Source organism: Actinorhabdospora filicis, from assembly GCF_030269765.1.
GTDB lineage: Bacteria > Actinomycetota > Actinomycetes > Mycobacteriales > Micromonosporaceae > Actinorhabdospora > Actinorhabdospora filicis.
This window is the reverse complement of the sequence record NZ_BSTX01000002.1, coordinates 1,171,704-1,197,801: the sequence shown is the minus strand read 5'-3', so window position 1 is coordinate 1,197,801 and position 26,098 is coordinate 1,171,704. Positions and strand designations below refer to the sequence as shown.

The 26,098-nt window shown below is 71.0% G+C and carries 24 protein-coding genes; 14 read left to right on the top strand and 10 right to left on the bottom strand.

The annotated features are described in order from the left end of the window. Positions 1–20 precede the first annotated feature (20 nt). The gene (locus QSK10_RS18430; protein ID WP_285664079.1) at positions 21–518 is read left to right on the top strand and encodes a Rieske (2Fe-2S) protein; all 498 of its coding nucleotides are present in this window, start codon (positions 21–23) and stop codon (positions 516–518) included. Positions 519–606: 88 nt separating this feature from the next. After that, on the top strand, positions 607–2,517 hold the full coding sequence (uvrC, locus tag QSK10_RS18425) for an excinuclease ABC subunit UvrC (RefSeq protein WP_285664078.1): 1,911 nt from the start codon (positions 607–609) through the stop codon (positions 2,515–2,517). A 185-nt stretch (positions 2,518–2,702) separates the two neighbouring features. On the opposite strand, the gene QSK10_RS18420 is transcribed toward uvrC, so the two are convergent. Beyond that, entirely contained in the window at positions 2,703–2,948 is a 246-nt protein-coding gene (locus QSK10_RS18420) for a hypothetical protein (RefSeq protein WP_285664077.1), read from the bottom strand. Next, positions 2,945–4,033 carry a hypothetical protein gene (locus QSK10_RS18415; RefSeq protein ID WP_285664076.1) on the bottom strand — a complete coding sequence of 363 codons (1,089 nt, stop codon included), beginning with the start codon at positions 4,031–4,033 and terminating at the stop codon, positions 2,945–2,947. Before QSK10_RS18415 ends, QSK10_RS18420 begins: the two co-directional genes overlap by 4 nt. A 210-nt stretch (positions 4,034–4,243) precedes the next feature. Between QSK10_RS18415 and rapZ the strand changes: the two genes are divergently transcribed. The 9 genes from rapZ (at position 4,244) to QSK10_RS18370 (ending at position 13,289) form a co-directional block, all read left to right on the top strand. Next, on the top strand, positions 4,244–5,161 hold the full coding sequence (rapZ, locus tag QSK10_RS18410; RefSeq protein ID WP_285664075.1) for an RNase adapter RapZ: 918 nt from the start codon (positions 4,244–4,246) through the stop codon (positions 5,159–5,161). After that, positions 5,158–6,117 carry a gluconeogenesis factor YvcK family protein gene (locus tag QSK10_RS18405; RefSeq protein WP_285664074.1) on the top strand — a complete coding sequence of 320 codons (960 nt, stop codon included), beginning with the start codon at positions 5,158–5,160 and terminating at the stop codon, positions 6,115–6,117. Before rapZ ends, QSK10_RS18405 begins: the two co-directional genes overlap by 4 nt. Further along, on the top strand, positions 6,117–7,097 hold the full coding sequence (whiA, locus tag QSK10_RS18400; protein ID WP_285664073.1) for a DNA-binding protein WhiA: 981 nt from the start codon (positions 6,117–6,119) through the stop codon (positions 7,095–7,097). The genes QSK10_RS18405 and whiA overlap by 1 nt, the downstream gene beginning before the upstream one ends. Positions 7,098–7,520: 423 nt before the next feature. After that, positions 7,521–8,543, top strand: a complete 1,023-nt coding sequence (gap, locus tag QSK10_RS18395) for a type I glyceraldehyde-3-phosphate dehydrogenase (RefSeq protein WP_285664072.1) — start codon at positions 7,521–7,523, stop codon at positions 8,541–8,543. A 12-nt stretch (positions 8,544–8,555) separates the two neighbouring features. After that, entirely contained in the window at positions 8,556–9,758 is a 1,203-nt protein-coding gene (locus tag QSK10_RS18390; RefSeq protein WP_285664071.1) for a phosphoglycerate kinase, read from the top strand. A 1-nt stretch (position 9,759) separates the two neighbouring features. After that, positions 9,760–10,551, top strand: a complete 792-nt coding sequence (gene tpiA, locus QSK10_RS18385; protein ID WP_285664070.1) for a triose-phosphate isomerase — start codon at positions 9,760–9,762, stop codon at positions 10,549–10,551. A 281-nt stretch (positions 10,552–10,832) separates the two neighbouring features. Next, positions 10,833–12,530 (top strand): ABC transporter substrate-binding protein, encoded by a 1,698-nt coding sequence (locus QSK10_RS18380; RefSeq protein ID WP_285664069.1) that lies wholly within the window; start codon positions 10,833–10,835, stop codon positions 12,528–12,530. Positions 12,531–12,586: 56 nt separating this feature from the next. Continuing rightward, positions 12,587–12,826, top strand: a complete 240-nt coding sequence (gene secG / locus QSK10_RS18375; protein ID WP_285664068.1) for a preprotein translocase subunit SecG — start codon at positions 12,587–12,589, stop codon at positions 12,824–12,826. Positions 12,827–12,947: 121 nt separating this feature from the next. Continuing rightward, a complete protein-coding gene (locus QSK10_RS18370) occupies positions 12,948–13,289 on the top strand; it encodes an RNA polymerase-binding protein RbpA (RefSeq protein WP_285664067.1) in 342 nt (113 codons plus the stop codon). A 55-nt stretch (positions 13,290–13,344) separates the two neighbouring features. On the opposite strand, the gene QSK10_RS18365 is transcribed toward QSK10_RS18370, so the two are convergent. After that, entirely contained in the window at positions 13,345–13,788 is a 444-nt protein-coding gene (locus QSK10_RS18365) for an SRPBCC family protein (RefSeq protein WP_285664066.1), read from the bottom strand. Between the two features lie 391 nt (positions 13,789–14,179). On the opposite strand from QSK10_RS18365, the gene QSK10_RS18360 reads away from it, so the two are divergent. Next, complete coding sequence (locus QSK10_RS18360; protein WP_285664065.1) at positions 14,180–15,115, top strand: PLL family lectin; 936 nt, start codon at positions 14,180–14,182, stop codon at positions 15,113–15,115. A 173-nt stretch (positions 15,116–15,288) separates the two neighbouring features. Here the strand turns inward: QSK10_RS18360 and QSK10_RS18355 are convergent, their stop codons facing one another. Next, complete coding sequence (locus QSK10_RS18355) at positions 15,289–16,239, bottom strand: trypsin-like serine peptidase (protein ID WP_285664064.1); 951 nt, start codon at positions 16,237–16,239, stop codon at positions 15,289–15,291. 271 nt (positions 16,240–16,510) lie between these two features. Between QSK10_RS18355 and QSK10_RS18350 the strand changes: the two genes are divergently transcribed. Beyond that, on the top strand, positions 16,511–16,666 hold the full coding sequence (locus tag QSK10_RS18350; RefSeq protein WP_285664063.1) for a hypothetical protein: 156 nt from the start codon (positions 16,511–16,513) through the stop codon (positions 16,664–16,666). Positions 16,667–16,715: 49 nt separating this feature from the next. On the opposite strand, the gene pgl is transcribed toward QSK10_RS18350, so the two are convergent. Genes pgl through tkt form a run of 6 tightly spaced genes read right to left on the bottom strand, consistent with a single transcriptional unit; the run spans position 16,716 to position 24,835 of the window. Continuing rightward, positions 16,716–17,486 carry a 6-phosphogluconolactonase gene (gene pgl / locus QSK10_RS18345; protein WP_285664062.1) on the bottom strand — a complete coding sequence of 257 codons (771 nt, stop codon included), beginning with the start codon at positions 17,484–17,486 and terminating at the stop codon, positions 16,716–16,718. Next, positions 17,483–18,430: a glucose-6-phosphate dehydrogenase assembly protein OpcA gene (locus tag QSK10_RS18340; RefSeq protein WP_285664061.1), complete on the bottom strand. Its 948-nt coding sequence runs from the start codon at positions 18,428–18,430 to the stop codon at positions 17,483–17,485. Before QSK10_RS18340 ends, pgl begins: the two co-directional genes overlap by 4 nt. Before the next feature lie 22 nt (positions 18,431–18,452). After that, the gene (zwf, locus tag QSK10_RS18335) at positions 18,453–19,976 is read right to left on the bottom strand and encodes a glucose-6-phosphate dehydrogenase (RefSeq protein WP_285664060.1); all 1,524 of its coding nucleotides are present in this window, start codon (positions 19,974–19,976) and stop codon (positions 18,453–18,455) included. Further along, a complete protein-coding gene (locus tag QSK10_RS18330) occupies positions 19,973–21,562 on the bottom strand; it encodes a glucose-6-phosphate isomerase (RefSeq protein ID WP_432705339.1) in 1,590 nt (529 codons plus the stop codon). The genes zwf and QSK10_RS18330 overlap by 4 nt, the downstream gene beginning before the upstream one ends. Positions 21,563–21,604: 42 nt before the next feature. After that, positions 21,605–22,720: a transaldolase gene (gene tal, locus QSK10_RS18325; protein WP_285664058.1), complete on the bottom strand. Its 1,116-nt coding sequence runs from the start codon at positions 22,718–22,720 to the stop codon at positions 21,605–21,607. Between the two features lie 27 nt (positions 22,721–22,747). Continuing rightward, on the bottom strand, positions 22,748–24,835 hold the full coding sequence (gene tkt, locus QSK10_RS18320; RefSeq protein ID WP_285664057.1) for a transketolase: 2,088 nt from the start codon (positions 24,833–24,835) through the stop codon (positions 22,748–22,750). Positions 24,836–25,105: 270 nt separating this feature from the next. Here tkt and QSK10_RS18315 point away from each other — a divergent pair, with 270 nt between their 5' ends. After that, positions 25,106–26,080, top strand: a complete 975-nt coding sequence (locus tag QSK10_RS18315) for a heme o synthase (protein ID WP_285664056.1) — start codon at positions 25,106–25,108, stop codon at positions 26,078–26,080. The last annotated feature ends 18 nt before the right edge of the window (positions 26,081–26,098 follow it).

Below are 26,098 nucleotides of genomic sequence, written 5' to 3'. Positions count from 1 at the left end.
CGGCTGGCTACCCTGCTCTGATGACGCATCAACAGAAGTCCGCGGAAGACGAGTCGCACCGCGCCCTGGCCGGTGAGGTCCTGCGCTCCTCCCGCCGCCAGCTCCTGTGCGGCACCGGCGTCGCCGCGATCGCCGCGGTGCTGGCCGCCTGCGGCACCGGCTCCGGCGACGGCGCCAAGGACGGCGGAGACGCCAAGACCAACACCCCCGGGAGCACCAGCGGCAGCCAGCCCGCCGGGCCGCTGGCCACCCTCGCCGAGGTCCCCGTCGGCGGTGGCATCACGGTCGGCGACCTCGTGATCGTCCAGCCCACCCAGGGCGTGGTGAAGGCCTACAGCCGCTCCTGCCCGCACATGCACAACCCCGTCGACGCGCCCAAGGACGGCGTGATCACGTGCCCGTTCCACCAGTCGAAGTTCAAGGTGGAGGACGGCTCGCGGATCAGCGGCCCGGCCACGACCGGGCTCACCGAGGTCAAGGTCACCGTCGCCGACGGCAAGATCACCAAGGCCGCCTGAGCGCGGCCTTCCCGTACCCGCGGCCCGGCGGGTACGGGACCCGGCGGCTGGAACGGGGAATGTCGGACTCGGCGACTAGGCTTCGCCCGTGGCTCTCGACTACCGTCCGGCAACCGGCACCATCCCCACAGATCCCGGCGTGTACCGGTTCCGCGACCCCGGCGGGCGCGTCATTTACGTGGGCAAGGCCAAGAACCTGCGGTCCCGGCTCAGCTCCTACTTCGCCGACCCGGCCACCCTGCACCCGCGCACCCACCAGATGGTGCACACCGCCTCGGCCGTCGACTGGGTGGTGGTCGGCACCGAGGTCGAGGCCCTCCAGCTCGAATACTCCTGGATCAAGGAGTTCGACCCCCGCTTCAACGTCAAGTACCGCGACGACAAGAGCTACCCCTACCTCGCCGTCACCCTGGACGAGGAGTTCCCGCGCCTGCAGGTCATGCGCGGGGCCAAACGCAAGGGCGTGCGCTACTTCGGGCCCTACTCCCACGCGTGGGCGATCCGGGAGACCCTCGACCTGCTGCTGCGGGTCTTCCCCGCCCGCACCTGCAACAAGGGCACCCTCAACCGCGCCCAGCGCACAGGGCGCCCGTGCCTGCTCGGCGACATCGGCAAGTGCGCCGCGCCCTGCGTCGGGCGCGTCTCGCCCCTGGAGCACCGCTACATCGTCGACCGGTTCTGCGAGTTCATGGCCGGCAGCGGCGAGCAGCTGATCAAGCACGTCGAGGCCGAGATGCTGGCCGCCTCGCAGAACCTGGAGTTCGAGAAGGCCGCCCGTCTGCGCGACGATCTGGTGGCCCTCAAGCGCGCCCTGGAGAAGCAGGTCGTGGTCCTGCCCGACGACACCGACGCCGACGTGGTCGCCTTCGCCGACGACGAGCTGGAGACCGCCGTCCAGGTCTTCCACGTGCGCGGCGGGCGCGTGCGCGGCCAGCGCGGCTGGATCGTGGAGAAGTCCGAGGACGTCACCACCGGCGACCTCGTCCACCAGTACGTCTCCCAGGTCTACGGCGGCGGGGGAGAGGTCGACGTCCCCCGCGAGCTGCTGGTCCCGGCCGTACCCGCCGACGCCGAGGCGCTCACCGCCTGGCTGGGGCAGCTGCGCGGCGCGAAGGTCTCCATCCGCGTCCCGCAGCGCGGCGACAAGAAGGCCCTCGCCGAGACCGTCCACCGCAATGCCGTGCAGGCCCTGCACCAGCACAAGCTCAAGCGCGTCGGCGACATCACCGCCCGCTCGAAGTCCCTCGAAGACCTCGCCGAGGCCCTCGACCTGCCCACCGCGCCCCTGCGCATCGAGTGCTACGACATCTCCCACATCCAGGGCACCGACGTCGTGGGCAGCATGGTCGTCTTCGAGGACGGCCTGCCGCGCAAGAGCGAGTACCGCAAGTTCATCGTGCGCGGCGAGCAGGTCGACGACACCGCCGCGATGTCGGAGGTCCTGCGCCGCCGCTTCGCCCACGCCGCCACCGAGGACGCCGAACCCGCCGAGGAGGGCGCCCCCGCGAAGAAGAAGCGCTTCGCCTACCCGCCGCAGCTGCTCGTGGTCGACGGCGGCCTCCCGCAGGTGAACGCCGCGGCCGCCGCCCTCGCCGACGCCGGGGCCGGTGACGTCCCCGTCATCGGCCTGGCCAAGCGCCTGGAGGAGGTGTGGATGCCCGATGAGGAGTTCCCGGTCATCCTGCCCCGCCGCAGCGAGGGCCTGTTCCTGCTGCAGCGCCTACGCGACGAGGCGCACCGCTTCGCCATCAGCCACCACCGGCAGCGCCGCTCCACCCGCATGACCGCCTCGGAGCTGGACGCCGTCCCCGGCCTCGGCGAGATCCGCCGCAAGGCGCTGCTGCGGCACTTCGGTTCGCTCAAGCGGCTGCGCGCGGCCAGCGCGGAGGAGATCGCCAGCGTGCAGGGCATCGGCAAGGCCACCGCCGAGGCGGTCCGGGCGGCGCTGGCGCCGGAGGCGGAGAATAAGGACGCCGGGGACACCACGGCCGAGGCGTAGCGGGCCGGGGCGTGTCTCGTGGGTGCGAGACGGTGCCGGCCGCGTTTTTGAAGCCCTGTGTTGGTCGCAAGCCGGTCTTGCGGCCTCGTACCGGTGTTGTACGTGGCCGGGAGAGCGGAGCCGCGAGGGGCCGAGGTGCCGTCGGCTCTCCGCCGCCCCGCAAAGATGTCCTAGGGCGCGCCCGCCTACTCCTCCACCGGGTGCGCGGTGAACGCGCCCGCGTACGGCTCGCTCACCGGCTCGGCCAGCTCCAGCCGGAACACGCGCCCGGCCGGCGCGGCGTCCCGGAACGCCAGGGACGGGCTGTGCACCAGCAGCGTGATCTCACCGCCGCCGTCGAGCGCCTCGGCGGTGACCAGCCACCGCCGCAGGAGATCGCGCCCCAGCGGATCCACCTCGACACCGGTCACCCGCACCGTCATCGCCGTCATGGACCCATCTTCCCCTCCAGCAGCGCCAGCGCCTGGAGAACCTCCTCGTAGAAGGGGATCTCGGCGCCGTAGGCGTTGATGTCGTCCTGGATCCACTTCGCGGGCGCGAAGAACTGCTTGTCGAAGGCGGGCGTGCCCGCGCCGAACTTCTTCTGCAGCGCCACGGTGGTCTTCTGGTGGACCGCCTCGTGGATCTCGGTGCCGCGGATCAGGATCGGCTGGCACTTCGACATCGGCTTCGGGGTGATGGTGACGACCCCGGTGGGGCTGGTCTGCCCGGCCACGGTCGGGTTGATGCCCTGCTTCTTCAGTGAGGCGAAGACGGCGTTGTCCACGTCGTCGCCGTCCTTGAGCCCTTTGATGGCGCGGCAGGCGGCGTACTCGCCCTGCATCTTCTTCGCCCACGCGATCGCCTTCTCGACCTCCGGGACGCAGCCCGGACCGGTGGCCCCGGCGCAGTAGGAGAAGTCGAGGTCGAGGCCCCGCACGTTGATCACCACGAGCTTGCCCAGGAAGTCCAGGGCGTCCCGCCGGTCGGGCACCGACCACACCCCCAGCAGGTCGATGACCGGGCGCAGCTCGGCCGCGCCGATCGTCCCGCCCTTGGCCTTCAACTCGGCCACCGTGATCGCGGTGGTCATGCGCGGGCCGCCCATGCCCCCGGCGGCGGCCTTGAGCGCGGGGAAGGAACCGCGCGGGATCAGCGCCGCCAGCAGCGGCAGCAGCCCGAAGATCGCGTGCCCGTTGAGGATGCCGAAGGCCTCGTCCACGCACCCGTCCCGGACGGCCTGGTCCACCGAATCGGCGTCGTTTCCGGCCCGCCGCGTTCCGGGCGGCCGGCACTTGGGCGCGCCCGCGTCGGCCGTCCCGGCGTCCGGCTGCCGCGACACCACCGGCGCCCGCTCCCCGGCGCACGGGCAGCCGTCGTGGACCTCGTCACCGCAACGCTGGAGCAGCGCGGTCACGGCGGCGTTCCCGGCCATCGCCTGAAGCCGCAGGAGCCCCCGCCGGTCGTCCGCCGGAGCCCGGCGGTGAACCTCCTCGGCGCGGGGCACCACCCTCGCGTCGCGGTCGAGCGCGCGCATGAATCCAGCGTCCCACCACCCGTGACATGCGGTCCTGCACGAAAGGGCAGCCGCGCGGGCGGCCCTGGCCACGCGTCAGAAACACCGCCCACACGCGTCGCACGGAATCCCCCGCCCACCGTGATCGTTGTCCCGGCAGGGGCGCGACGACCGGTGGATCTCCCGCGTCCCCCGGGACGCCCGATCCACCCGATGGGGGACACTGACCCAATGCCGGACACGCCCACGCACCTCGACGACGCGCCCACGGCCGCGTCCCCGCCGTCGCGCGCCGACCTCGACCTCGTCATCGTCACCGGCGTGTCGGGCGGGGGCCGCTCCACCGTCGCGCGCGCCCTGGAGAACGTCGGCTACTACGTCGTCGACAACCTCCCACAGGCGCTCATGGTCACCATGGCCGAGCTCGCCTTCGAGTCCGAGGTCACCCGCCGCACCGCCATGGTCCTCGACGTGCGCAGCGCCGCCTTCTCGGTCGACCTGACCGGCGCGGTCAAGGAGATGCGCGCCCGCGGCTTCCGGCCCCGCGTGGTCTTCCTCGACGCGCAGGACGACGTCCTGATCCGCCGCTTCGAATCGGTCCGCCGCGCCCACCCCCTCCAGGGCTCCGGGCGCCTGCTGGACGGCATCGTCGCCGAACGCGACCTGCTCACCGACGCCCGCGACGAAGCCGACGTCGTCATCGACACCTCCCACCTCAACGTCAACCAGCTGCGCTCACGCGTCGAAGAGCTCTTCTCGGTCGACTCCGCGCGCAACCTGCGCGTCACGGTCCTGTCCTTCGGCTTCAAGTACGGCCTCCCGCAGGACGCCGACTTCGTCCTCGACGCCCGCTTCCTGCCCAACCCCTTCTGGGTCCCCGAACTGCGCGACCACACCGGCCGCGAGGCCGAGGTCAGCGAGTTCGTGCTCGGCCAGCCCGGCGCCACCGAGTTCGTCGACACCTACGCCGACCTCATCCGCCGCACCACCGGCGGCTTCGAACGCGAGGGCAAGCGCTACGTCACCGTCGCCATCGGCTGCACCGGCGGCAAGCACCGCAGCGTGGCCATCGCCGAGGCGCTCGCGCTGCGGCTGCGCGACGCGGGCCTGTCGGCCTACGCGCACCACCGCGACCTGGGGCGCGAATGAGGCGCCCCCGCGTAGTCGCCTTCGGGGGAGGCAAGGGCCTGTCGGTGTCGCTGCGCGCCCTGCGCCGCCTGCCCGCCGACATCACCGCCGTGGTCACCGTCGCCGATGACGGCGGCTCCAGCGGGCGCCTGCGCGTCGACCGCGGCGCGCTCCCGCCCGGCGACCTGCGCCAGGCGCTGGCCGCGCTCGCCGACGACCAGGGCGCCGCGCGGCTCATGCAGCACCGCTACGAGGGCACCGACTCGCTGTCGGGGCACACCGTGGGCAACCTGATGCTGCTGGGGCTGCTGGAGATCCACGAGGACCCGGTCGCCGCGCTGGACGAGGCCGGGCGCATGACGCGCGCGCACGGGCGCGTCCTGCCCATGTCGACGGTGCCGCTGCGCATCGAGGCCGACATCATCGACGAGCACGGGCGGCCCGGCGTGGTCCGCGGCCAGCACAATGTCGCCGTCAGTCGCGGCACGGTGACCGCGGTGCGCCTCGACCCGGCCGACCCGCCGGTGGCCGCCGAGGTCCTGGACGCGGTGGCGCACGCCGACGTGATCCTGTTCGGGCCCGGCTCCTGGTACACCAGCGTGCTGCCGCACCTGCTGACCCCGCGCCTGCGGGAGGCGATCGCCGAGAGCCGCGCGCGCCGCCTGCTCACCCTCAACCTCTCCGAGGACACCGAGACGGCCGGGCTGTCTCTTGCCGGGCACCTCGGCGCGTTCGCCAAATACGCCGACGGAGTGACGATAGATTGGGTAATCGCCGACGCCCGCGCCGTGGGATACCCCGATCCGGTCGAGAGTGCGGCACAATCCCTTGGAGCGAGGCTCGTCCTCGCCCGGGTCGCCCGCGATGACGGGACCCCTCGACACGACCCGGACGCTCTCGCGGCCGCGCTGCGTCCCCTTCTGGAGACCGAGCGCGAGTCCGCCGCCACGGAATTTCGAAGGAGTGCTGGCGAGTAATGGCGATGACCGCGGCCGTCAAGGATGAGCTCAGTCGCGTCGAGGTGACCAAGCAGTGCTGCCGCCGGGCCGAGATGACGGCCATCCTGCGTTTCGCCGGGGGCCTGCACCTCGTCGCGGGCCGCATCATCGTCGAGGCCGAACTCGACACCGGGAGCGCGGCACGCCGCCTTCGACGCGACATAGCCGAGGTGTACGGCTATGGCAGCGAGATCCACGTCCTGTCGGCCGGAGGCATCCGCCGCAGCACCCACTATCTGGTGCGCGTGGCGGAGAACGGCGAGACCCTGGCCCGCCAGACGGGCCTGCTGGACGTGCGGGGCCGCCCGGTGCGCGGCCTGCCGTCCCACGTCGTGGGGGGCTCGGTGTGCTGCGCCGTGGCCGCCTGGCGCGGGGCGTTCCTGGCCCACGGGTCGCTGACCGAACCGGGCCGCTCCTGCGCCCTTGAGGTCACGTGCCCCGGCCCGGAGTCGGCGCTGGCGCTGGTGGGCGTGGCCCGCCGCATCGGCGTGATCGCCAAGGCCAAGGACGTGCGGGGCAGCGACCGGGTGGTGATCAAGGACGGCGACGCCATCCGCGAACTGCTGACCCGGCTGGGCGCGCACTCGTCGGTGCTGACGTGGGAGGAGCGGCGCGTGCGCCGCGAGGTCCGCGCCACCGCCAACCGGCTGGCCAACTTCGACGACGCCAACCTGCGCCGCTCGGCGCGGGCCGCCGTCGCCGCCGCCGCGCGCGTCACCCGGGCCCTGGAACTGCTCGGCGAGGAGGCCCCCGGGCACCTCGTGGAGGCCGGGAAGCTGCGCCTGGCCAACCGGCAGGCGTCCCTTGAGGAGCTCGGCGCGATGGCCGAGCCGCAGCTCACGAAGGACGCGATCGCCGGGCGCATAAGGCGTCTGCTGTCCCTGGCCGACCGGCGGGCGCGCGAGCTGGGCGTCCCCGACACCGAATCGGCGGTGACCCCGGAGATGCTCGCCGGCTGATACCCCGCGGGAATGCGGCGACCGAAAGTGCGATGGGAGTCACGTTCGCGCATGAGATGCGTGCGCGTGAACGATCGTTCACGCGCACGCCCTCCCGGCGACGCCGCCGCGCGCCGCCGGGTGGCGTTCGTCCCACCCTTCGAGCCACGCGTGCCGCCGGACACCTCCACAAGGGCTCCGTACTACTCTTTCGGTGCCGGGACATTGCCTCCCCTGCCGTACACCGGGCCCGACCTTGGGTAGGGTCGTGGTGATCGGCAAGGCAATGCCGGTGTAACGCAAGTTCGCAAAGCATGGCGGCGACGAGGCCGACAGCTGTTACAAGCTGGGCCCGCCGGACCGTAATGGGGGCGGCGAGCCGAGTCACCTTCTGGCAGCCGGCCGTCCAAGGCTGGCGACTTATCTGTCGAGGAGTTGGGTCGAGTGACCATCCGCGTGGGTATCAACGGTTTCGGCCGGATCGGGCGTAACTTCCTTCGGGCCGTGCTGGCGTCGGGCAAGGACGTCGAGATCGTCGGCGTGAACGACCTCGCCGACGCCGCCGTGCTGACGCACATGCTCAAGTACGACTCGGTCATGGGCCGCCTGCGTGCCGAGGTCAGCCACGACGCCGACTCGATCACCGTGGACGGCAAGACCTTCAAGGTCACCGCCGAGACCGACCCGGCCGCGCTCCCGTGGGGCGAGCTGGGCGCCGACATCGTCATCGAGTCGACCGGGCGCTTCACCAACGCCGAGGACGCCGCCAAGCACATCAAGGCCGGCGCGAAGAAGGTCATCATCTCCGCCCCCGCCAAGGGCGAGGACATCACCGTGGTCATGGGCGTCAACGACGGCCTCTACGACCCGGCCGCGCACAACATCATCTCGAACGCCTCCTGCACCACCAACTGTGTGGCGCCGATGGCGAAGGTCCTGAGCGACACCTTCGGGTTCGAAAAGGGCTTCATGACCACCATCCACGCCTACACCACCGACCAGCAGCTGCTGGACCAGGTCGCGGTGTCCCGCAAGGGCACCCTCGACCTGCGCAAGGTGCGCGCGGCGGCGCTGAACCTGATCCCGTCGACCACCGGCGCGGCGAAGGCGACCAGCCTGGTGCTCCCCGAGCTCAAGGGCAAGATCGACGGCATGGCCTTCCGCGTCCCGGTCCCGACCGGCTCGGTCACCGACCTCGTGGTCAACGTCGGCCGGGAGACCTCCGTCGAAGAGGTCAACGCCGCGTTCAAGGCGGCCGCCGACGGCCCGCTCAAGGGCTACCTGTACTACACCTCGGACGAGATCGTCTCCAGCGACATCGTGGGCGACCCGGCCAGCTGCACCTTCGACTCGCTGTCCACCATGGTCAACGGCAACCAGGTCAAGGTCATCGGCTGGTACGACAACGAGGCCGGCTACTCCCACCGCCTGGTGGACCTGGCCGCGCTCGTCGGCTCCCGGCTGTAGGGGAACCGCGTCTTGCGTACTCTCTCCGACCTGCTCAGCGAGGGTGTGCGGGGTCGGCGCGTGCTCGTGCGCGCCGACCTCAACGTCCCGCTGGCCACCGATGACGCCGGCGTCCGCCGCATCACCGACGACGGCCGCATCCGCGCGGTGCTGCCGACCCTGACGGTGCTGCAGGAGGCGGGCGCGAAGGTTGTCGTCTGCTCCCACCTCGGCCGCCCCAAGGGCGCGCCGGAACCGAAGTTCACCCTCGCGCCCGTCGCGGCGCGGCTGGCCGAGCTCCTCGACCGTCCCGTCGCCTACGCCACCGACACCGTCGGCGAGTCGGCGCGCGAGGTCGTCGGCGGCCTGGCCGCCGGTGAGGTCGCGCTGCTGGAGAACCTCCGCTTCAACCCGGGGGAGACCAGCAAGGACGACGCCGAGCGCGGCGCCTTCGCCGCCGAGCTGGCCTCGCTGGCCGAGGCCTATGTGGACGACGCGTTCGGCGCGGCGCACCGCAAGCACGCCAGCGTCTACGACGTCCCCAAGCTCCTCCCGCACGTGGCCGGTGGCCTCATCGTGCGCGAGCTGGAGGTCCTCAAGCAGCTCACCGACGACCCGGCGCGGCCCTACGCGGTCGTCCTGGGCGGCGCGAAGGTCTCCGACAAGCTCGCCGTGATCAACGCGCTGCTGCCGAAGGTCGACCGGCTCCTCATCGGCGGCGGGATGTGCTTCACGTTCCTCGCCGCCCAGGGCCACGAGGTCGGCGGCTCGCTGCTGGAGACCGAGCAGATCGGGACCTGCGAGGACCTGCTCGCCGCCGCCGGGGACAAGATCGTGCTGCCCGTCGACGTCGTGGTCGGCAACGACTTCAGCGACGACGCGGCCACCGAGACCGTCTCCGCCGACGCGATCCCGGCCGGGCAGAAGGGCCTCGACATCGGCCCGGAGTCGGTGAAGCTGTTCGCCGGCGAGCTCGCCGGAGCGCGCACCGTGTTCTGGAACGGCCCGATGGGCGTCTTCGAGTACCGGCCCTACGCGGCCGGGACCCGGGGCGTGGCCGAGGCCGTCGCCGCGGTCGACGGGATGAGCGTGGTGGGCGGTGGCGACTCCGCCGCGGCCGTGCGCGTCCTGGGCCTGGACGAGACCGCCTTCGGGCACATCTCCACCGGCGGCGGCGCGTCGCTGGAGTACCTGGAGGGCAAGACCCTGCCCGGCATCGCCGCCCTGGAGGACTGAAGTGACCGGCCCCCGCCGCCCGCTGATCGCGGGCAACTGGAAGATGAACCTCAACCACTTCGAGGCGATCGCCCTCGTCCAGAAGCTGGCCTTCAGCCTGGACGAGAAGCAGCTGTCCGATGTGGAGGTCGTCGTCCTTCCCCCGTTCACCGACCTCCGCAGCGTCCAGACCCTGGTCGACGGCGACAAGCTGCTGATCGGCTACGGCGCGCAGGACATCTCCGAGCACGCCTCGGGCGCCTACACCGGTGAGATCGCCGGTTCGATGCTGGCCAAGCTCGGCTGCACCTACGTCGTCATCGGCCACTCCGAGCGCCGCGAGTACCACCACGAGGACGACGCCCTGGTCAACCGCAAGATCAAGGCCGCCCTCAAGGTCGAGGTGACCCCCATCGTGTGCGTCGGGGAGAAGCTGGAGGTCCGTGAGGCCGCCGGGCACCTGGAGCACTGCTTCAACCAGCTCGACGGTGCCCTCGACGGTCTCAAGGCCGAGGAGATCGCCCGGCTCGTGATCGCCTACGAGCCGGTCTGGGCCATCGGCACCGGCCGCACCGCCACCCCCGAGGACGCCCAGGAGGTGATCGGCGCGCTGCGCGAGCGGCTCGCCGAGCGCCACGGCAAGGAGGTCGCCCAGACCGTCCGCGTCCTCTACGGCGGTTCGGTGAAGTCGGCCAACATCGCCATGATCATGGCGAAGAAGGACGTCGACGGCGCCCTGGTGGGCGGCGCGAGCCTCGACGGCGACGAGTTCGCCGCGCTGTGCCGCTTCCCGGAGCACGCCAAGCTCGGCTGAGGCGCGACGACACGCGAGACGGTGACGGCCGGGGGAGCCCCCGGCCGTCACCGCATCCACCGTCCGTACCGCCTTCGGTCGTCCTAAAGGGATGATCCATTCGGTGAGCCGCGATCCCGGTAGCGGTTGTGCAACAACCCATTCACGTCACCGGTTACCGGCAGGTTGGTCGGCTACCATCTACCGACCCGGCCTCTGCCCCCGACGGATGGATCTGGATCATGCGTGCGTCCGACCCCGTTCAGTGGCGTGTAACCGTTCGGCGCGCGATGGCGGCCGGTGTGGCCGCGATCGTCACCGCCTCGGTGATCGGCGCGTGCACCGAGCCGCAGGCGCCGGCCGCGCCGAGCGCGTCCAGCGCGCCGGTCAAGGGCGGGACGCTGGTGCTGCTGGACGAGGCGGAGTACTTCGACACCCTCGACCCGCAAGAGGTCTACGTCCTCAACCAGGCCAATCTGAGCACGCTCATCTACCGCACCTTGGTGTCCTTCACGACCGTGCCCGGTGAGACCGCGGTGCTCGCGCCGGACCTGGCCACCGACCTGGGCCGGCCCTCCAACGGCAACCAGACCTGGGAGTTCACCCTCCGCGACGGCGTGAAGTGGGAGAACGGCGAGCCGGTGACCTGCGAGCAGGTCGCCTACGGGGTGTCGCGCGCGTTCGACACCCGCAACGGGGAGTCGGCGGTGGTCAAGGGCGGCCCGGCCTATCCGCGGCAGGTCCTGGACGTCCCCGAGAGCTACACCGGTCCCTACACGCAGCCCGACGCCGATTTCAGCGCGGTGGAGTGCCCGGACCGCCAGACGGTGCGCTTCCACCTGAAGCACCCGGTGGGCGACTTCCCGTACATGCTGACCCTGCCGGTGTTCTCCCCGGTCCTGAAGATGGGGCGGGCCAAGGAGGAGGCCTTCGACCGGGGTCCGCTGTCCAACGGGCCGTACAAGATCATCCGCACGAAGGGCCCGGACGACAAGAACGGCGTCAAGGGCGAGCTGATCCTGGAGCGGAACGCCTACTGGGACCCGGCCGTGGACTCGATCCGCCCGGCCCGTCCCGATCGCATCGAGGTGCGTTACGGCGCCGACCGGGAGGTGGCCGCGCAGCAGATCCTCACCGGCAACCCCGAGTACGCCAACGCCGTCATCTGGAACTCCACGGTCACGCCCAACTTCGTGCAGCAGATCGTGAACGACCCGGCGCTGCTGGCGCACACGCTGACCGGGCCGACGAACTCGCTGCGGTACCTGTCGATCAACACCTCCAAGGTCACCGGCCTGGCCTGCCGGCAGGCGCTGATCTACGCCTTCGACCGGCGGAAGTTCCTCAGCAACTACGGCTCGACGGCGATGGGGGAGTACGCCTCGACGATGATCCCGCCGGGCTCGCCGGGCTACAAGGACTTCGACCTGTACGGGGCGCGCTCGCATCCCGACGGCGACCTGGACAAGGCGCGGGACCTGTGGGGCGCGTCGTGCCCGTCGACGCTGGTGCTGGACCACGCCGACACCGGGCCGCTGCGGCGGGCGGTGGAGTCGATCGTGGAGACCTACGGGCGGCTGGGCGTGCGGGTCAAACCCAACCCGATCCCGCTGGACCGGTTCTTCCCCACCATCCAGGACCCCCGCACGCAGGGCGACCTGACCCTGGCGTCCTGGAACGCCGACTGGCCGAACGGTTCGGGCACGCTGCCCGCGCTGTACCACAGCGCCTCGATCGTGCCGGGCAGCAACCTGAACTACGCACAGCTGGACGACAAGGGCGTCGACGGGCTGATCGACGCGGCGATGGCCGAACCGGACCTGGCCAAGCAGTACGCGCTGTGGGGCGAGGCCGACCAGGAGATCGCGCGGCTGGCGCCGACCGTCCCGATCTCGTGGGGCAAAGCGCTGCAGCTGATGGGTTCCAATGTCCGTGGCGCGGTGATGCACCCGCAATACGGGATGGCCTCGGCGATGGCGCTGGGCCTGGCGAGTGCGTAAGATCGCGGTCGGTCGGCTAAGCTGGGCCGGTTCGTGCCTAAGAAGGGACAGTCAAGATGGCCTATGCGCTCGTCGGTGGCCTGCTGCTCACCAGCGTGCTGCTGATCGTGCTCGTTCTGCTGCACAAGGGCAAGGGCGGTGGTCTCTCCAGCATGTTCGGCGGCGGTGTCACGTCCAACCTCAGCGGCTCCTCGGTCGCCGAGAAGAACCTCGACCGCATCACCATCGTGATCGGGGTCCTGTGGCTGGCGTGCATCGTGGCGTTCGGTGTTCTGCTGAAGTCCGGCGGTAGCTGAGGTCTTCCATCTGAGCCCGAATCATCTTAGACTCATGCGCGCGGCCCCTTCGGGCCGCGCGCATTGTGCATACCTGCGTCTTGCGCCCCGCACAGCAGCCCCCCTGTGACAGGAGCGGAACGTGGCAAGTGGCAACGCCATCCGTGGTACTCGCATTGGCTCCGGACCCGCCCGGTTCATCGAGCGAGGCGAACCGGCACCACGGCAGTTCATCAGCTACTGGTGCGCCAACCTCCATGAGACCCGTCCGTCGTTCGCTCTCGACGTCCAGCCGCCCGAGACCTGGGACTGCACCCGCTGTGGTCTCCCGGCCGGGCCGGACCGGGAAGCGCCCCCGGAACGGCCGCACGCGAAGCCCTTCAAGACCCATATCGCCTACGTCATGGAGCGCCGCTCCGAGGCCGACGGCGCCGCATTGCTCGAAGAGGCCCTGGCCAACCTCCGCCGTCGGCGCGGAGAATAGCCGGGGTCTTCCGCTACCGGTGTCCTGATGCGCGCCGGGCGTCCTCCGGCCCGCATCAGGACACCGTTACGTCATGTTCGGCGGCGTACACGGCGAATCCCCGCACGCACCGCCCGGTGAACCTGTCGAGCGCGGCCCGGTAGATCCACCCGGTGCCCGGCACGCGCGCCTTGAACGTCGAACGCCATCGCACCCGGCAGCCCCCTGCGGTGGGTGTGATGTCGATGTCGGCCCGGTGGTCCCTGAGCGGCAGGCCCTCCAGCTGCACGTAGCTCAGCCGCCGGTCGGGCACCAGTTCCACGATCTCCTCGATCGAGTGCGCGCGCCCGGTGCCGAAGTGACGGACCGCCCCCGGTCCCTCCGCCTCGAACTCGCCGGGCGACTGGAGCTCGAAGCGCTCCAGCGGTGACCACAGCGGCCAGGTGCTGCCGTCGCGCAGCAGCGCGTACACCGTCGCCGGGGAGGCGGTGGTGTCGGCGCTGTGGTCGATCGGCTTCACACGGGGATTGTCGCGCATTCCGCTCCACGGTGGACGCACCCGTGGTGCGACTCACTCGTGCCGACCGGTCCGCCGGAAGACGGCGTACCCGGTGGCGAGTCCGGCGATGGCGGCCGGTGGCAGCGGCGGCCAGGAAACCCGCCTGGAGAGGCTCCTTGACCTGCTCCATGCTTACCACGTCGTCGAGGCGCACGGCGTCGGTGGTCAGCTCGTAGACCTCCTCGGCCCGCGTCCAGTCGAAACGGCGACTCGGGGGAGCGATCCCGTGCGCGACGGTCCCCACACCGCCCGCCCGTGGCGCTTAGCGATTTCTTAGCGCGCGCTTTGCGGAAGGCGGGATCGTCCTGATGGGCGGGGGACCGCCCGAGCCCACTATCGAGGGGAGCACGGTATGAGGACCACTCTCGCCGGACTCGGCAGACGAGCGGCGTCACTGATCGCGGGACTGGCGCTCACCGCGGGTCTGCTGACGGCCACGGCGGCGCCCGCGTCGGCGATCCCGCCGCCGGACCCGGTCGGCACGACGTCGGTCACCGTCACGAGCACCCTCGACGGTATGCGCCACAGCCTGAAGGCCCAGGACGGCCACATCTATCATCGGGAGGACGGCCCGGGCATCACCTGGAACGGCAGGTGGAACGCCCTTTACACCGCGACCGGCGCGACCAGGGTCGACGCCACGTACGACCCGAACCTGGGTCTCCAGGTGGTGGCGGTCATCAACGGATTCCTCTGGCACATCGTCCGTCTTCCCAACGGGAACTGGACGGGCTGGGAGACCATCTATAACGCGCCAGCGGCCCAGGACGTGTCCATCGCGGTCCAGACCAACGGCGACGCCCACATCGCCGCGGTGATCGGTGGTCGGCTCTATCATCGCGTCCGCCACTGGGCGGGCGACTGGACCCCCTGGATGTCCTACCCCAACTACGCCGGATCCGATGTCAGCGACGTCGATGTCGCCGTCGACGGGGAGAACAACCTCCAGCTCGTCGCCGTCACCTCCGGCCAGATCAGGCACACCGCCCGCTACCAGAGCGGCGCCTGGGCGGGCTTCTCACTCATCTACAGCGGTGGTGCCGCCACCAGTGTGGGCATAGCCGCGCAGGCCTGGAGCCCGCCGGACGGCGGCGACTCCCGGGTCGTGGCCGCGGTCGGCGGGCGCGTCTTCGTGGCCTATCGCTACTCGAACGGCGCCTGGTACGGCGGCTGGAACGGCTTCGACGTCGGCTGGGTCGACACGGGACGCGCAGGGAGGGTCACCGTCGACATCACCTACCTCTACAACTTCCTGAACTACTTCGATCAGAACGATCTGAGCGTCTGACCGCCCTCTTCGCGCACGAAACGCCCGGATCCCGAAGACCCGGTGCCGGCTTTGACGGAAGCCGGCACCGCCCCGGGAACGCCCGCCCACTCCCCGGAGGGCGGGCGTTCCGCACTCCCCGGGCACGGAAAACGCCCGGCCCACCGTGGTGGGCCGGGCGCCGTCGCCTGTGCCTATGCGGCCTGCGCGCTGTTGTAGAGGGTCTGGGCGTCGTTACCGAAGTACGGCCCGAACATGTACGTCTGCAAGAAGTTGTACTTGAAGCTGTTCACCGAGGTCTGGATACCGACGCCGGTGGACTCGCTGAAGGACCTGAACCACGGCCCTCCACTGGAGCCGCCGGTCATGTCGCACTTGAGGCCGATGTCCTGGCTGAGCAGGAAGTCGTTGATGGTGACGCCGGAGCAGTAGATCAGCTTCTCACCGTCATAGGGGGCGGCGGCGGGGAAGCCGAAGTCGTAGACCTGCACACCGCGCGGCTGGTTGAAGGCGATGCCCTGGCCGCCGACGACGTCGGTCAGGTACGCGCCGTTCAGCTGGTTCACCACGGCCATGCCGACGTCGTAGTTGATGTCCTCGGAGGCGATCCACTGCGGCGTGGACAGCAGCTGGCGGCCGGTCCAGGTGCCGTAGGGACGGTTGCCGTTGTTGTAGTTGGGCACGAAGACCCAGTTGGTGTGCCATGCGCCCTGGTACTTCACGCAGTGCCCGGCGGTGACGACGGTGCTCTTGTTGCCGCTGGTGAGGGCGTTGCCGGAGCAGGAGGCGTTCTTGCCCTGGAACGTGAAGAAGACGCGGCCGGAGGTCGTGACCACCTTGCCGCCGCCGGTCCACTGGCCGCCGCCGTTGGTGGGGGAGAGGGGGGTGATGGTCTGCGGCTCGCCCTTGGCGACGTCGGTGGACGTGCCGGGAAGTGTGTCGACCGTGATGTCGAGGGGAGTCGCGGACTTCATCCGCTCCGGCGTCCAGTAGCGCAGGGCGTCCAGCTGGGCCGAGGCGCTGACGGCGGACGGGTGGGCGACGCGGGAGTCGATGCCGCCGTCCTTCGCCGAGGCGGCGAGGGGCGCGGCGACGACGGCCGCGGCGGTTAAGACGGAGAGGACGGCGAGTCTGGCTGATCGCATGTGAGGTTCCTCGTTTCCGTGTGGGAGGGTCCCCCGGCCCGAGCCGGGGGAGCGCGCCCCGGCCGGACGAAGATCGTCCCGACCGGTACGGCTCCGTCCCGTTTGGACGGACATCGGCCATGGTATTGCCGCGCGACGCCTCCGCGCTACCCCCTGGTAACTCACGGGCGCGTCAATACAGTGGACAGCCACGCGTGGACGGTGCACGATCGTCGCCAGGCCACCGTGATCGCGTGGCCGGGCAGAGAATGCCGAGACGAAGGCGAGCCGCATGCTGAGGATCAGGCGCAAGATGGTCACCGCCGCCATGGGAACCCGCGACGGGCGTGCCCACCGGCGCGACCGCACCCGCCCGGGTAACTGGCTGCCGTTCTACGCGGCCTCCCTGGCCTGGAGCCGCCGCATGCGCCGCCACCAGGGGCGCTGAGAAGTGACGAAGAGGGGCCCGCGTTTTCACGCGGGCCCCTCTCTTCGGGTCACTTGTTGAGCGAGTGGAACCTCGGCGGCAGCTCGATGGCCGCGTCGGCGTCCAGCAGCCAGCGGGTGGCCTTCGTACCGTGCGCGCCCGCCGCCGGGATCTGCACCGGACCGCCGCCGGACAGGGCCCGGCCGACCGCCGTCGCCTTCCCGAAACCCGAACCCAGCAGCCACACCTCGCGGCCGCTGTTGATGGCCCGGTGGGTCAGCGAGACCCGCGTCGGCGGGGGCTTGGGCGCGCCGCGCACCGCCACCGCCGTCCGCTCGTCGTAGACGGCCGGATGCCCCGGGAACAGCGACGCGACGTGACCGTCCTCGCCCACCCCGAGCATCACCACGTCGAAGACCGGCAGATCCAGGTCGCCCGGCGCGGCATCGGCCAGATCGGCGGCGTACCGCGCGGCCGCGGCCTCCGGGTCCTCGCCGTCGGGACCGTCCGAGGCGGGCATCGCGTGCACCCGCTTCGGCTCCACCGGCAGCGCCGACAGCAGCGACTCCCGCACCTGCGTCTCGTTGCGCTCGGCGTCACCGGAGGGCAGGAAACGCTCGTCGCCCCACCAGAAGTCCACCAGGGACCAGTCCACCGCGTCCCGCGCCGGGCTGTCCCGCACCGCCTTGTGGATGCGGTCGGCGATGCGCCCGCCCGTCAGCACGACACCGGCGGTACCCCGCTTGGCCTGCGCGTCGATCAGCCGCACGATCAGCCGGGCCGCCACCGCCTGCGCCAGCAGTTCGGCGTCGCGGTGGACGACCACGCTGGACGTGGTCACGAGGACGCCGCCGGCTTCAGGTGCCCGGTGGCGTTGCCCAGAGCCTGCTCGTAGGGCTGATCGGGGTCGAGGTGCCGCAGCTCCTCGGCCAGCAGCTCACCCAGGGTCCGGCCCTTGATGGTCTGCGTCCGGTCGGGGAAACCGGTGCGGCGCAGCAGCGTGTTGCCCTCCGCGTCGCGGTCGATGGCGATCTCGTGCCCGTCGGCCAGGGTGAACGTGACGCCCTTGATCGCCGGCAGGTTCTCCGAGTCGCGCACGACGTCGGTGTCCACGATCGTCGGGACCACGCCCAGCCGCCCGCCCAGCCAGCCCGACATCAGCACCGCGCTGGGGTCGCTGGCCTTCGCCGCGATCGTCACCGCCGTGGCCGGGGCCGTGGCGGTGTCGAAGGCCGACGCGATCAGCGAACGCCAGTAGGTGATGCGCGTCCAGGAGATGTCGGTGTCACCGGGGCTGTAGTCCCGGGCCCGGCCCTGGAGCGAGGCCACCGGATCGGCCGAACGCGCGCTGTAGGTGATCCGCCGGTCGGCGAACGCCCCCAGCGGGTCCTCCGTGGTGTGCGCCGGCGGCGGCACGAACCAGCAGGTCACCACCGGCACGTCGGGCGCCAGCAGCGGCATGACCACCGACTCGGCGTGCTCGACCAGGGGACCGTAGACGCGCATGACGACCGCCTCGCACGGGCCCAGCCGCCCGCCGACCACGATCTCGGCGTCCAGCCGCGGCGCGGTCTGCTCGTGATCGCGGCGGACCACGATCAGCAGACGGCACGGATGCTGCTGCGCGGCGTGCGTGAGCGCCGCCTCGGCCTCGCGCTCGCCCTTCTCGTCGACGATGACGACCAGGTTCAGCGCCAGACCGCTGGTGAGGCCGCCGGAGCTGTGCCGCTCGGCGGCGAGGGCCTTCACGACCTCGGTGGCCGTGGTGTCCCACAACGCGATCACTTGGATACTCCTCGGTTCGTCATCAGGCTCGGCGCCAGGTGCGGCCGTCGCGGGCGAGCATCTCGTCGGCGGCGGCCGGACCCCAGGTCCCGGCGGCGTAGGGGTGGGGCTTGCGCCCGGCCCAGAAAGCCTCCAGCGGGTCGATGACCGCCCAGCTCGCCTCCACCTCGGCGGCGTCGGGGAACAGGGTCTTGTCGCCGATGAGGACGTCGCGGATGAGCCGCTCGTAGGCCTCGGGGCTGGACTCGGTGAACGCCTCGCCGTAGAGGAAGTCCATGGAGATGTCGCGCAGCTCCATGCCCGTGCCCGGCACCTTCGAACCGAACTTCACCGTCACGCCCTCGTCGGGCTGGACCCGGATGACCAGCTGGTTGTGGCCGAGGGTCTCGGTGTCGTACTCGTGGAAGGGCAGGTGCGGGGCCTTCTTGAACAGCACCGCGATCTCGGTGACCCGGCGCGGCAGGCGCTTGCCGGTCCGCAGGTAGAACGGGACCCCGGCCCAGCGGCGGTTCTGGATGTTCAGCTTGACGCCGGTGTAGGTCTCGGTGGTCGACCCGGCGGGGATGTTGTCCTCGCCCAGGTAACCGGTGACCTTCTCACCGGCGACCCAGCCCTCGGCGTACTGGCCGCGGACGGCGTAGGTCTCCAGGTCCTCCGGCAGCGTGATCGCGCGCAGCACCTTCAGCTTCTCGGTGCGGATCTCGTCGGGGGAGTAGCCGACCGGCTCCTCCATCGCGGTGAGCGCCAGCAGCTGGAGCAGGTGGTTCTGCAGGACGTCGCGGGCGGCGCCGGCCGAGTCGTAGAACCCGGCGCGGGAGCCGATGCCGACGTCCTCGGCCATGGTGATCTGCACGGAGTCGACGTAGTTGGAGTTCCACACCGGCTCGAACAGGGCGTTGGCGAACCGCAGGGCCAGGATGTTCTGGACCGTCTCCTTGCCCAGATAGTGGTCGATGCGGTACACGTCCTCGCCGGTGAACACGTCGTCCACCAGGTCGTCGAGCTCGCGCGCCGACTCCAGGTCGTGCCCGAACGGCTTCTCCACGACCACGCGACGCCAGCCGCCCGAGGCGGTGTTGTCGGCGGCGCCGGTGCGCTCCAGCTGCTTCAGCACCAGCGGGAACGCGCCCGGCGGGATGGAGAAGTAGAACGCGGCGTTGCCCTGGATGGCGTGCGTGGCGCGCAGCTCGTCGAGGGTCTCGCTGAGGGTGTCGAACGACGCGTTGTCGTCGAAGGAACCGGGCACGAACTTGAAGTTGCCCGCCAGCCGGTTCCACACCTCCTCCCGCCACGGGGTGCGGGCGTGGTTCTTGGCCGCGTCCCGGGCCAGGTCCTCGAACTCGCCGTGGCCCCAGTCGCGGCGGGCGAAGCCGAGGATCACGAACGCGGCGGGCAGCAGCCCGCGGTTGGCCAGGTCGTAGACGGCCGGGATGAGCTTCTTGCGGGCCAGGTCGCCGGTGACGCCGAAGATCACCAGAGCGCAGGGCTCGGGGATCTTCGGCAGCCGCCGATCCTGGGGATCGCGAAGGGGATTGGGGACGGTCATGCCAGCTCCTTGACCGCTGCGAGAATCTGGGCGATGCCCTGTGCACGGTCGGTCAGGTGCAGCCGCAGCAGCGGGTAGGACCGGCTGCTGAGAGCCTGCCGGTCACCGGCGGCCTGGGCGGCCTGGAGCTGTCCGAAGGTGAAGGGCTTACCGGGGACGTCGAGGTCGTCGCTGACCGCGCCGGTGATCTGGAGGAACGCGCCGGTGGGGCGGCCCCCCTTGTGGAACTGGCCCGTGGAGTGCAGGAACCGCGGTCCCCACCCGAAGGTCACCGGGGCGGTGGTGGCCCGCGCGAGCAGGTCGCGCAGCCCGCCGGCGCCGGCGTCGGCGACGCGGTCCAGGTAGGCCATGACCGACACGTAACCGCCCTCGCCGAGGGAGGCGAGCAGGCCGCGCAGCGCCGAGGCGAGGGTGTCGCCCTCACCGCCGTAGACCTCCACCGCGCCTTCGGTGAAGCGGGGCGCCTCGTCGGGCAGGCCCTTCTCCAGGATGGCGTTGGTGTTGTTCTTGCTCTCGGTCACGTTCGGCTGGTTGAACGGGTCGATGCCGATCAGCTTGCCCGCGTAGGCGGTGGCCAGTTCCCAGGCGAGGAACTGCGCGCCGAGCGGGCCGTTGACCGCCAGGTCCGGCAGGGCCAGGTGCCCGGAGGTGGGCAGGTGCGCCACCGCGGAACCGCCGACGGTCACCGCGAGGACGTCCTCGCCGGTGAAGCCGGGGGCACTGGGCGCGTCCACGACCACGGGGAGGACCCCGAGGCCGTCCTTGCCGGTGGACTCGGCGATGAGCTGCTCGGCCCAGTCGCCCAGGCCCACGATTCCGGAGCCGTCGGGGGCGATGGTGACCGTCGGGCGCGACGCGAGGGCCGCGCCGAGGGTCAGCGCCGGGTTCTCCTTCTCGTCCTGGCTGGACGCGGCGAACTCGGCGGCCTGGTCGATGAGTTCCTCGACGTCCACACCGGCCAGGTAGGACGGGACCAGCCCGAAGGCGGTGAGCGCCGAGTAGCGTCCGCCGACGTCGGAGTCGGCCAGGATGACCTCGGCGCCCATCTCGTTGCCGATGGTCTCCAGCGGGGAGCCGGGGTCGGTGACGATGACGAAGCGGCCGCCGATGTCGGACAGCCCGTGGTCCTCGAAGGCCTGCCAGAAGGCCCGGCGGTGGCTGTCGGTCTCGACGGTGCCGCCGGACTTGGAGGAGACCACCACGACGGTGTTCTCCAGGTCCTGCGCCAGCGCCGCCCGGATCTGGCCGGGGTCGGTGGTGTCCAGGACCGTCAGGGGGACGTCCAGGGTGCGGGTGATGACCTCCGGCGCGAGCGAGGATCCGCCCATGCCGGCCAGCACCACGCGGGTGAGCCCCTTGGCGCGCAGCTTGGTGCGCAGTTCAGCCAGGCGGGGCAGAAGTTCCCGGCTGCGTTCGTGGGTGTCAACCCAACCGAGTCGAACCGCCGCCTCGGCCTCGGCCGCCGGACCCCACAGGGTGGAGTCCTTGGCGGCGAGGCGGGCGGGGGTGTCATCGGCGATCAGCTGAGCCCGACTGGCTGACGTGTCCACTGTGGTGGTAACCGCCAGCCCCCCGGCAGCCTCCATGCGTATCACCGCGTTCACCTCTTTTTTTGTTGTTTACGTCTGTCAGGCCTTGTCGAGCTCGGCGGAGATGGTCGCGAGGAGCTCGTTCCACGAGACCTCGAACTTCTCCACACCTTCGCGTTCCAGAACGTCGATGACGTCGTCGTATTCCACGCCCAGCCCGGCCAGGGCGTCTAGGACCTCGCGGGACTCGGCGTAGGTGCCGGTCACGGTGTCGCCGGGGGTGTCGCCGTGGTCCTCGAACGCCCGCAGGGTCGCCTCGGGCATGGTGTTGACCACACCGGGGGCGATGAGGCCCTCGACGTAGAGGACGTCGGAGTAGTCGGGGTTCTTCACGCCCGTCGACGCCCACAGGGGACGCTGGGGACGCGCGCCGGCCGCGGCGAGGGCCTTCCAGCGGTCGCTGGAGAAGGCCTCCTCGTAGGCCTGGTAGGCCAGGCGCGCGTTGGCCACGCCCGCCTTGCCGCGCAGCGCGAGGGCCTCGGGCGAGCCGAGCTTCTCCAGGCGCTTGTCGATCTCGGTGTCCACGCGCGACACGAAGAACGACGCCACCGACTCGATGGTGGACAGGTCGTGCCCGTTCGCCTTCGCCTGCTCCAGGCCGGTGAAGAAGGCGTCCATGACGGCCTTGTAGCGCTCCAGGCCGAAGATGAGGGTCACGTTGACGCTGATGCCCTCGGCCAGCACCGCGGTGATGGCGGGCAGGCCCTCCAGGGTCGCGGGGATCTTGATGAGCACGTTGGGGCGGTCCACCGCCCACCACAGGTACTTCGCCTCGGCGACGGTGGTCTCGGTGTCGTGCGCCAGGCGCGGGTCGACCTCGATGGACACGCGGCCGTCGGTGCCGTTGGAGGCGTCGAAGACCGGGCGCAGGATGTCGGCGGCGGCGCGCACGTCCCACGTGGTCAGCACGCGGGAGGACTCCTCCACCGACAGCTTGCGGCGGGCCAGGTCGGCCAGCTGCGGGCCGTAGGTGGTGCCCTTGGCGAGGGCGTTGGCGAAGATCGACGGGTTCGTCGTGACGCCTACGACGTGCTGCTCGTCGCGCATCTTCTCCAGGTTCCCGGAGGTGATGCGGTCGCGGGACAGGTCGTCGAGCCACACGGCCACCCCGGCGGCCGAAAGGGCGGCGAGCCGGTCGGTGTTGTTCTCAGTCATCTCGGGTCTTCTCTCGTCTTCTCGGGGCTAGCCGTTGGCCTTGGCCAGGCTGCGCTTGGCGGCCGCGACCACATTGTCGACGGTGAAGCCGAATTCCTCGTAAAGGCGCTCGAACGGGGCCGAGGCGCCGTAGTGTTCCAGGCTCACGGCCTCACCGGCGTCGCCGAGCAGGTCGCGCCAGGACATGGCGATCCCGGCCTCGACGCTGACGCGGGCCTTCACCGAGGCGGGCAGCACCTCGGCGCGGTAGGCGGCGTCCTGCTCGTCGAACCACTCGCGGCAGGGGACCGACACCACGCGGGTGGCGATGCCCTCGGCCTGCAGGGCCTCGCGGGCGCCGACGGCCAGGCTCACCTCGGAACCGGTGGCCATGATCACGACCTGGGGCGCGCCGCCCTCGGCCTCGGCCAGGACGTAGGCGCCCTTGGCGGTGTTCTCCGCGCCGGCGAACTTCTCGCGGTCCCAGGTGGGGACGTTCTGGCGGGTCAGCGCCAGCGCTGTGGGCCGGTCGGTGTGCTCGATGGCCTTGCGCCACGCCCACACCGTCTCGTTGGCGTCGGCGGGACGGACCACGTCCAGGCCCGGGATGGCGCGCAGCGCCGAGAGGTGCTCGACCGGCTGGTGGGTCGGGCCGTCCTCGCCGAGGCCGATGGAGTCGTGCGTCCACACGTAGACGACCGGCTGCTTCATCAGCGCCGCCAGGCGCACCGCCGGGCGCATGTAGTCGGAGAACACTAGGAAGGTGCCGCCGTAGGGACGGGTCCCGCCGTGCAGGGCGATGCCGTTGAGGATCGCGCCCATGCCGAACTCGCGGATGCCGAAGTGCAGGGTGCGCCCGTAGGGGTGGCCCGGGAACTTCTTGGTGGCGTGCTCGCTGGGCAGGAAGGACGGCTCGCCGTCCATCGTGGTGTTGTTGCTGCCGGCCAGGTCGGCCGAGCCGCCCCACAGCTCGGGGAGGACCGGGGCGAGGGCGGTGAGGACGTTGCCGGAGGCCACGCGGGTCGCCACGCCCTTGTCGCTGGCCTCGAACACCGGCAGGGCGTCGGTCCAGTTCTCCGGGAGGGTGTGGGTGGAGATGCGGTCGAACTCGGCCTTGCGCTCGGGGTTGGCCGCGGCCCACGCGTCGAAGGCGGTGTTCCACTCGGCGTGGGCGGCCTTGCCGCGCTCGACGAGACCGCGCGCGTGGCCGATGACCTCGGCGGCGACGTCGAAGGACTTCTCCGGGTCGAAGCCCAGGATCTCCTTGGTGGCGGCGGCCTCGGCCGCGCCGAGCGCCGAACCGTGGATGCCGCCGGTGTTCTGCTTGGTGGGCGCCGGGAAGCCGATGATGGTCTTCAGGCGGATGAACGACGGCTTGTCGGTGACGGCCTTGGCGGCCTCGATCGCGGCGTAGAGCGCGTCGAGGTCCTCGTGGTAGCCGTCGGCGCCGCGCCAGTTGACCGTCTGGGTGTGCCAGCCGTAGGCGTCGTAGCGGGCCGCGACGTCCTCGGAGAAGGCGACGTTGGTGTCGTCCTCGATGGAGATCTCGTTGTCGTCGTAGATGACGACGAGGTTGCCCAGCTGCTGGTGCCCGGCGATGGCGGAGGCCTCGTGGGTGACGCCTTCCTGCACGTCGCCGTCGGAGCACAGGACGTAGATGTGGTGGTCGAAGGGCGACTCACCCGGGGCGGTCTCGGGGTCGAAGAGACCGCGCTCGCGGCGGGCGGCCATGGCCATGCCGACCGCGGTGGCCAGGCCCTGGCCGAGGGGACCGGTGGTGGTCTCCACGCCCTTGGTGTGACCGTGCTCGGGGTGACCCGGGGTCAGGGAGTTCCACTGGCGCAGCGCCTCCAGGTCGCCCAGCTCCAGGCCGAAACCGCCGAGGTAGAGCTGCACGTACAGGGTGAGGCTGGAGTGGCCGCAGGAGAGGACGAAGCGGTCGCGCCCGGCCCACAGGGTGTCGGAGGGGTCGTGGCGCATGACGCGCTGGAAGAGCAGGTAGGCCGCCGGAGCCAGGCTCATGGCCGTCCCGGGGTGGCCGTTGCCCGCCTTCTCCACCGCGTCAACGGCGAGCACCTTCGCGGTCTTCACCGCGCGTGAGTCGAGTTCGGACCAGTCCAGGCGGGTCTCGGACACGTCATATCTCCTTTGTGCTGAGTTCGCGACGGGCGGCGGGCAACTCTGACGACCCCCGGTGACGGCGACAATTATCACCGCCGACGTTTTCATAGAACCACCGCCCGCCGTGAACCTATCCCGGACCGGCCGGTCGGTTGCGTGTTTCGGGCCACGTGGCGGATGGGGCGCGCGACATAAGACCGGCCCCGTCCGCCCGCCCGCCGAGGGGGCGGCTTACGCTCCTCTACGATGCGTAGACATGTCACGGCCGACCCTGGGAGCGTCCCGATGAGCGTCCTCTCGGACAAGCCCGCCGCCCGCGCCGAATCGGCCGGGTCCGCCGGGGCACCCTCGGACGCCCAGGCGCGCCCGGCTCCCACGATCCGGCAGATCCTCGGCGCCTACGTGTCGCTGACCAAGCCGCGCATCGTGGAGCTGCTGCTCATCACGACCGTCCCGGCGATGATGCTGGCCGCGCGGCTCGCCCACGACGGCCTGCCGTCGCTGTGGCTGGTGCTGGCCGTGGTCATCGGCGGCGCGATGGCGGCCGGCGCGGCCAACGCGCTCAACTGCTACATCGACCGCGACATCGACCAGCTCATGCGGCGCACCTCGCGCCGCCCGCTGCCCTCGCACACCGTCTCTCCCCGCAACGCGCTGGTCTTCGGGCTCGTGCTGGGCGTGGTGTCGGTGGCGCTGATCTGGCTGACCTCGAACGCCCTCGCGGCCCTGCTGACGCTCGGGGCGATCGCTTATTACGACATCGTCTACACCCTTTGGCTGAAGCGCCGGACCGCCGCCAACACCGTGTGGGGCGGGGTCTGCGGCGCCGCGCCGGTCCTCATCGGCTGGGCCGCGGTCACCGGGAACCTCTCCTGGGAGGCCTGGGTCCTGTTCGCGGTGGTCTTCTTCTGGCAGCCCCCGCACTTCTGGGCTCTGGCCGTGAAGTACCGCGACGACTACGCCGCCGTGGGCATCCCGATGCTGCCGGTGGTGGCCTCGATGCGCCGGGTCGGCCTGGAGTCGGTGATCTACGCGTGGCTGACCCTGGCGTCCTCGCTGGTGCTGTGGCCGATGGCGACCACCCCGATCTACGGCGTCGTCGCCCTGGTCACCGGTGGCCTGTTCTGCCTGGAGGCGCACCGCATGTACGGCCGCGCCCGCCGCGACGAGGACCTCAAGCCCATGCGGCTGTTCCACTGGTCCACGACCTACCTGACCCTGCTGTTCGTCGCGCTGGCCGTCGACAGCTTCCTGATCTGAGCGAAGATCCCTCGGCTA